Raw genomic sequence first — 7,235 nt, forward strand, 5'->3', positions numbered from 1 at the left:
GTTCGCGGGGGGTGGCGACGAGTTCCACGCCTGCGTCCCGGCACGCCGCGGTCACGACGTCGGCCGAGGTTGTCAGGGCACCGGTGTGCGACTGGGCGCTGCGCGCAGCGGCGTCGCCGCGTCCGGCGGTGAGCAGGACGACGGGCTTGCCCGCTGCGGCGGCCGCCTCGGCGAAGGCGCGTCCGTCGGCGAAGTCCTCCGCGTAGATCGCGATGGCGTGGGTGCCCTCGTGCCGGGCGCAGTCGGCGAGCAGGTCGACGAGGGTGACGTCGGCCTGGTTGCCCAGGGAGACGAAGCGGGAGAAGCCGAGGCCGTGCGGCCGGAAGCGGAGCTGGAGTTCCAGGGCGAGGTTGCCGCTCTGGCTGAGCAGGGCGACACCGCCGGCGGTGAAGGTGTCGGAGGCCAGGAAGAGGTCGGTGGTGTTGTCGGCCAGGCCCAGGCAGTTGGGCCCGACCATCACGGCGCCGGCGGCGCGTACGCGTTCGGCGACGGCGTGCTGCCGGGCGCGCCCGGCGCCGCCGGTCTCCGCGAAGCCTGCGGTGATCGCGACGATCGCCCGGGCCCCACAGCGCAGGGCCTCGTCGACGGCGTCCTCGAACCCGGCGGCGGGGACGGAGACCACGGCGAGGTCGACGGGCTCGCCGATCGCACTCAGGCTGGGTGCGGCGGTGTGCCCGAGCACCGTTCCGCCGCGCCGGTTGACCAGGTGGACGGGACGGCGGCCGTTCGCGCGGAGAGCCTGAGCGGCGATGGCGTGGCCGTACTTGGCCGGGTCGTCGCTGGCTCCGACGACGGCGACGGAGACAGGGTCGAAGAGGGCGGACAGGTCGCGTCCCATGTCACTTCACCAGCCGCAGGGCGCAGTTGGGGCAGGCGGCGACGGCGGCCTCGGCGGCTGCTGCGCTGCCGGGCGGCACGTCGGCCGCGCGGACCTGGGCATAGCCCCACTCGTCGAGGTCGACCAGTTCGGGGGCCGCTTCCTGGCAGAGGCCGTAGCCCTGGCAGCGGGTCGAGTCCAGCAGGAGTCTCATGGTGCGGTCCTTTCTTCGCTCGGGGTTGTCGTGGGCGGGGCGGGTTCAGGGCACCGGCACCGTGAAGCGGCGCCCGTCCTCGGGCGCCGGCTCCGCGCACGCCGGGCAGGCGGCGCCGCGGTGGGCGTCGACCAGGTCGGGAAAGTGGGCGAGGAGGGTGGCGACGACGCGGGCGGCGGCGTCGAGCAATCCGCAGGCACCGCGGCCGGGCAGCTGCCGTGACCAGCGGCGCAGCTTGTCGGTCGTGTCGTGGGCCGCTCCCCCGCGGGCGGCGGCGGTGAGGGTCCGGGCCAGCGCCCCGGTGCCGGAGACGCACACCCCGCACTGCCGGGCGCTCTGCGCCGACAGATAGGCGACCGCCTCGGTGGCCACGGCGACCGGGCAGTCCCACGGGTGGAGGAAGTGCAGGGCACCGCAGCCGAGCGCGCCGCCGGCCGCGGTGAGGCGGTCATGCTCCAGCGGCAGGTCCGTCCAGCCCGTGCCGTACAGTCCGCCGAACAGGCCGCCCAGCAGGACCGCCTCGGCCCTGCCGTGGCCGCCCAGGTCGGCGAGGACCTTCAGGTGCGTGCCGGCGGGCACCTCGATCAGCGCGGACGCGGAACCGGCCGGCCCGGAGACCGTCACCAGGTGGGCACCGGCGACGGCTGCGGCGGTGTCCGGGCAAGCGTGCAGCGCCGCGATCCGGGCCAGTGTCTCCGCGTTGGCGACCAGGGTGGGCGCGCCGCCGACCCCCGCCTCGAACGGGCGTGGCGGCTTGGCCGTGGGCAGGGCGGGACCGCCGTCGACACATCGTACGACCGCTGTCTCCTCGCCCGCGACGTACGCGTGTTCGGTGCGGACGACCTCGACGGGGAGGTCGGCGGGACGCTCGGCGAGCGCTCGCCGTACGGCCTGCTCTGCGGGGATGTCGGAGAGGTAGACGAAGCCGCGTGCGGCACCGGTCATGGCGGCGGCGAGCCGCAGGCCGTCCAGGATCAGGTGCGGCCTGTGCCGCAGCAGCCACCGGTCCTTGACGGAGCCGGGCTCGCCCTCCTCGCCGTTGGCGACGACGACGGGCCGGCCGGGTGCGTCGCGGACGGTCCGCAACTTCACGGCGGCGGGGAAGCCGGCGCCCCCGCGGCCGCGCAGTCCGAGGGTGGCGATCCGTTCGAGCAGCCGGTCGCGCGGGGTCAGCGGCGCGTACCCACCGGCGGCGAGGTAGCGGGCGAGGTCCTCGGCGCCGCGGTGCGGTTCGGCGCCGGACACCGGCGACAGGAGCAGGCCGTGCTGTCCTTCGGGGAGGAGGGAGACGACGCCGGTCATACGGTGCTCCTGGACTCGCAGTGGCCGGTGGCGGCGGGACGCGGGCGGTCCCGCAGGTGTGCCAGCGCCCGCTCCAGGGCGTGACGTTGCGGGGCGGTGCGGGCGTAGGCGGCGCCGGGCAGGCCGATCAGCATGCGGTGGTGGTCGAGGACGACCTCGCCGGCCAGCAGTGCGGGCCCGGGGTCGGTGGTCGGGGAGGCCGCCGCGGCGTCGACGACCAGGGCGGTGACTTCGCGGAGGTAGCGCAGCCAGCCTCGCTGGGTGCCGCGGAGCACCAGCCGCTCGACGCGGCGTCGCTCGGCGGTGACCAGGGCCGCCGGCGGCCGGCCGGCCGCGGGGGCCCGCAGTGCGGCCACCGCCGCGGGCAGTTCCTGTTCGGGCTCCGGCGTGAGGCCGAGCCATACCAGACTTCGGCGAGCGCTCATGCGTGCCTCCGGGGTCGCGATCGTTCCCGGGCGTCCGGGAGGGAGCGCGGCGACGGCGTGGATGGGGGGTGCTCCGGCGCCCGGAGGAGAGGGATGGGGCGCAGAGCGGGTGCGGTGCGGGCCTGACGGGCCGCGCACGGGGACAAGCGGTGTCCAGGAACAAGCGGTGTCCGGACCAGGGCGAAGGGGCGGCCGGGGTCGTAGCCCTTGGGCGTCGGCCTGCGATGACACTAACTAACTAATTAGTCAGCCCACAAGTCTTGACTTGCCCGGCCACGGGTCCCACTCTGACTAACCAATTAGTCAGCTGGAGAAAGACGGGCCTGGAGTACCGGCGCGGCGCCGGCCCCACCGTCCCTTTCAGCCACGGCCCCACCCCCATCGCCGCGGTCGCGGCGCGGAGGAGGACTCCATGAACCCCTCGACCCCCCGGGCAGCCGCCGTCGCCCCTGCCCCGCCGGGGCCGCCCCCCGAGCCCGGGGAAGCACTGCCCGCCCGCTACTACACGGACCCGGCCGTCGCCGAGGCGGAGACCGCCCGCGTCTTCGCCACGTCGTGGCAGCTCGTCTGCCACGAATCCGACCTGCCCGGCCCCGGCGCCCGGCTGACCGCGACCGCGGCCGGCCGGGAGGTGCTGGTCGTCCGCACCGAGGACGGCGGCCTCGCCGCCCACCTCAACGTCTGCCGGCACCGCGGCACCCGCCTGGTCACCGAACCGGAGCCGTCGGGCAAGGCGATCCGCTGCCCGTACCACGGCTGGACCTACAAGCTGGACGGACGGCTGGTCGGCGCCCCGGAGGCACGCCGGATCCCCTGCCTGGACAAACCCCGGCTCGGGCTGCACCCGGTCAACGTGGAGTCCTTCCTGGGCTTCGTCTTCGTCAACCTCGACCTGGAGGCAACCCCCCTCGCCGACTCCTGCGAGGGGCTGGCCGAGGCCGTCGGCCGCTACGCCGGGGCGGACCTCGTGCCCGTCGGCAGGCACCGCATCCACGACCTGGCGGGCGGCGAGGAGCAGAACGCCAACTGGAAGGTGATCGTCGACAACTACCTGGAGGGCTACCACGTCCCCGTGGCCCATCCCGCGCTCATGCGGCTGCTGGACTACCAGGCGTACACGGTGGACGTGCAGGAGAACTACGTCCTGTTCGAGTCACCGCTGCGCGACAAACCCTCCTCGAACTGGACGGAACGGCTCTACCAGCGGCTCGCGACCCCCATGCCGGGACTCACCGAGGCCGACCGGCGGGTGTGGCGGTACGCCGTGATCTATCCCAACACGCTCATCGACTTCTACCCTGACCACGTGCTCGCGTGGACCGCCGTGCCCACCGCCCAGGACCGGGCGGCGATCCCCGGCGCCTTCTACACCAAGCACGGCGAGAGCGTCCGCACCCGGCTGGCCCGCCGACTGAACATCCACATCGGCTGGGTCACCAACGACGAGGACGCCGAGCTGGTGGAACGCGTGCAGGCCGGCCTGGGCACGCCCGGTTTCGAGCCGGGACCGCTGTCGCAGCGCGAGGCCGCCGTCGGCTGGTTCGCCCGCCGGCTCCGGGACGACCTGGAAGGGACGGCGCGGTGACGTCCTCCCGCACGCCGTACACCGTACGCCTCCGGACGGGCTTACCCCTCCCCCGCTGACGCACGCTCGCACGTCCCCAGACCGGTCTTCCCACGGAGTCAGGGCCTCCGTGAGCCGACCAGCCGGTCCAGCCCTGGAGTTGTGCCGTTCCTCGACGAAAGAGGACGTTCCGTGTCCCCCGAGGTACTCCCACCGAGCCGACGCGCCGTACTGTGGGCGGGCGCCTGCGGCCTGTTCGGCGCCGCGGTCGGCGGCTGCGGGTTCATGCCCGCCAAGACCCCCGACGCGTCCGCGCTCGCACCCGTGAAAGCCCGCGTCGACGGCGATCTCGTCTACTTCAACTGGGCCGACTACGTCGACCCGTCCGTGTTCAAGGGCTTCGAGAAGGAATACGGCGTCCACGTCATCCAGTCGAACTTCGACTCGATGGAGGGCATGGTCGCCAAGCTCAACGCGGGCAACCGCTACGACATCGTCTTCCCGACCGCCAAGTGGGCCCAGCGCCTGGTCCGCGGTGGCCGGCTGCGCCGTATCGACCACTCCCAGCTCCCCCACGCCCACGCCATCTTCGGCAGCTACGACTACTTCGCCGACCCCTGGTACGACCCCGGCTCGGCGCACACCGTCCCCTTCACCGCGTACAAGACCGGCATCGGCTGGCGCCGCGACCGGATCGGCGAACTGACCGGGTCCTGGAAGGACCTGTGGAGCGACAAGGTCAGGGGCAAGGTCTTCCTGCTGGACGACCGCGACGAGGTGCTCGGGATGGGCGCCCTCGCCCTCGGCCTGGACGTCAGCACCGGCGACCGTCAGGACCTGGACCGCATCACCTCGCTGCTGGGCACCCTGCGCCCCCGGCTGCGCGGTTTCTCCAGCGACAGCTACAACAACCTGCTCAACGGCAACGCGCTCATGACCCAGGCCTGGAGCGGCGACATGGCCGCCATGCTCAACCAGGCCAAGGACCCTTCGGTGTTCGGCTTCGAAGCCCCCAGGGAGGGCACCCCGATCAACTGTGACTGCTACGCCATCCCCTGGAACGCCCCCCACCCCGGCACCGCGATGCTGTTCATCGACTACATGCTGCGGCCGGAGAACGTGAAGAAGAACATCGAGTACATCGGCTATCCCATGCCGGTGGCGGGCACCGAGAAGACCTACGCCGACTTGGTCAAGCCCTTCCCCGAGTGCCTGGTCACCGAGGACGACCTGAAGGCCGACCTGTTCTTCCGCAACGGCAGCCGCGCGGCGGAGGACGCCCGTGACACCGCCTGGACCCATGTGAAGGCGGGCTGACATGACACGGCTGCGCCCCTCCTCGAGCCCCCGCCGGCGCGGCGCCGACGGCAGCCGCCTGTGGACGTGGTTCATGCTGCCCGGCACCCTGTGGATGACCGGGTTCCTGATCGTCTCCCTGGCACTGGTCGCCACTCTCGCCGTCGGCACCACCGACGACCTGGGCAATCCGCGATTCGGCTTCGATCTGTCCGCCGCGCGCGCCCTCGCCGATCCCGCCTACACCGAGGTGCTGGCCCGCTCACTCGGCTACGCGCTGCTGACCTGTGTGATCTGCCTGCTGATCGCCTACCCGGTGGCGTACACCATCGCCCTGTACGGCGGCCGGTACAAGCACGCGCTGATCGCGGCGATCGTGGTGCCGTTCTTCGCCAACTACCTGGTCCGCATGTACGGCTGGTCGGTGGTGCTGTCCGACGACGGTCCCGTGCTGCGCGCCCTGCGCGCGGTGGGACTCGCCGACGCGCACACGAAGGTCCTCAACAGCGCGGTCGGCGTGGTCGCGGGACTCGTCTACGGCTTCGTCGTCTTCATGATCATCCCCGTGTACGCGGCCCTGGAACGCCTGGACGTCTCCCTCATCGAGGCCGGCCGCGACCTGTACGGCGGCCCGGTCCGCACCTTCTTCTTCGTCACCCTGCCCGCCACCCGGCAGGGCGCGGCGGCCGGGCTCGTCCTGGTCTTCCTGCCTGCCATGGGCGACTTCGTCAGTGCACAGCTCATGGGAGGCCCGGACCAGATCATGATCGGCAACCTCATCCAGGACAAGTTCTTCCAGGGCCAGAACTGGCCGCTGGGCTCCGCCCTCACCATGCTGCTGATGCTGGTCCTGCTGATCGGGATGTTCGGCTATCTGCGGCGCACCCGCAAGGACGAGGCGGAGGCACGCCGATGACCCTGCTGCGCCTGCCCTCCGCCGACGCCCCCGCCCGGGCGGCGGGCCGTGCCCGCACCCGCCCGCGCCGCGGACGTGCCGACCGCAAGCCCCGCCTCCTCGTCGCCGTCACCGCGGTCTTCTTCGCGCTGCTCTACCTGCCCATCGCGGTCGTGGCACTGTTCTCCTTCAACTCCAAGAAGTCCCTGACCGTCTTCGGCGGGTTCAGCCTGCGCTGGTACCGCGCTTTCGTCCACGACGACGTGCTGATCTCCTCACTGGGCACCAGCCTGCGAATCTCACTGGTGGCGATGGGCGGTTCGGTCGTCCTCGGGGTCGCGCTCGCACTCGGCCTGGTCCGCTGCCGCACCCGGCTCGGCTCGCTGGCCGGCCTGATCATGCTGGTGCCGCTGATCACGCCGGAGATCGTCACCGGTGTCGCGTCGATGCTGCTGTTCAAGGGCCTCGGCGTCGCCCTGTCGACCGGCACGGTGATGCTCGCCGAGATCACCTTCTCGATCTCCTACGTCACCGTCATCCTGCGCTCCCGGGTCGCCGCGCTGAACCCGGAGGTGGAGGAGGCCGCCATGGACCTCGGCGCCACCCGCTGGCAGGCGGTACGGCTGGTCACCCTGCCGGCCCTGCTGCCCGCCGTGCTCGCCTCCGCCGTACTGATCTTCGCGCTCGTCTTCGACGACTTCGTCCTCGCCTACTTCACCACC

Annotated in this window: 8 protein-coding genes; 4 read left to right on the forward strand and 4 right to left on the reverse strand. The window is 72.4% G+C overall.

Going from position 1 to position 7,235, the window contains the following annotated elements:
- The 4 genes from IE249_RS39315 to IE249_RS33250 all read right to left on the reverse strand — a co-directional run.
- On the reverse strand, nucleotides 1–838 hold an 838-nt coding region (locus IE249_RS39315), incomplete at its 3' end, for a CoA-binding protein (protein WP_229859815.1).
- Nucleotide 839: 1 nt separating this feature from the next.
- Nucleotides 840–1,031 carry a ferredoxin gene (locus IE249_RS33240; RefSeq protein ID WP_189710878.1) on the reverse strand — a complete coding sequence of 64 codons (192 nt, stop codon included), beginning with the start codon at nucleotides 1,029–1,031 and terminating at the stop codon, nucleotides 840–842.
- 45 nt (nucleotides 1,032–1,076) lie between these two features.
- Nucleotides 1,077–2,333, reverse strand: coding sequence for an NADH-ubiquinone oxidoreductase-F iron-sulfur binding region domain-containing protein (locus tag IE249_RS33245; protein ID WP_189710880.1), 1,257 nt, complete (start codon nucleotides 2,331–2,333; stop codon nucleotides 1,077–1,079).
- On the reverse strand, nucleotides 2,330–2,758 hold the full coding sequence (locus tag IE249_RS33250; RefSeq protein WP_189710882.1) for a hypothetical protein: 429 nt from the start codon (nucleotides 2,756–2,758) through the stop codon (nucleotides 2,330–2,332). Before IE249_RS33250 ends, IE249_RS33245 begins: the two co-directional genes overlap by 4 nt.
- Nucleotides 2,759–3,170: 412 nt before the next feature.
- On the opposite strand from IE249_RS33250, the gene IE249_RS33255 reads away from it, so the two are divergent.
- The 4 genes from IE249_RS33255 to IE249_RS33270 all read left to right on the forward strand — a co-directional run.
- The gene (locus IE249_RS33255) at nucleotides 3,171–4,343 is read left to right on the forward strand and encodes an aromatic ring-hydroxylating oxygenase subunit alpha (protein WP_189710884.1); all 1,173 of its coding nucleotides are present in this window, start codon (nucleotides 3,171–3,173) and stop codon (nucleotides 4,341–4,343) included.
- A 171-nt stretch (nucleotides 4,344–4,514) separates the two neighbouring features.
- The gene (locus IE249_RS33260) at nucleotides 4,515–5,639 is read left to right on the forward strand and encodes a polyamine ABC transporter substrate-binding protein (RefSeq protein WP_229859816.1); all 1,125 of its coding nucleotides are present in this window, start codon (nucleotides 4,515–4,517) and stop codon (nucleotides 5,637–5,639) included.
- A 1-nt stretch (nucleotide 5,640) separates the two neighbouring features.
- On the forward strand, nucleotides 5,641–6,534 hold the full coding sequence (locus tag IE249_RS33265) for an ABC transporter permease (RefSeq protein WP_189710886.1): 894 nt from the start codon (nucleotides 5,641–5,643) through the stop codon (nucleotides 6,532–6,534).
- Nucleotides 6,531–7,235, forward strand: a 705-nt coding sequence (locus tag IE249_RS33270) for an ABC transporter permease (protein ID WP_229859818.1), incomplete at its 3' end; no start/stop codon positions are given. The genes IE249_RS33265 and IE249_RS33270, both read left to right, overlap by 4 nt.

Origin of the sequence: Streptomyces anandii JCM 4720 (assembly GCF_014650655.1) — a bacterium.
Lineage (GTDB): Bacteria > Actinomycetota > Actinomycetes > Streptomycetales > Streptomycetaceae > Streptomyces > Streptomyces anandii.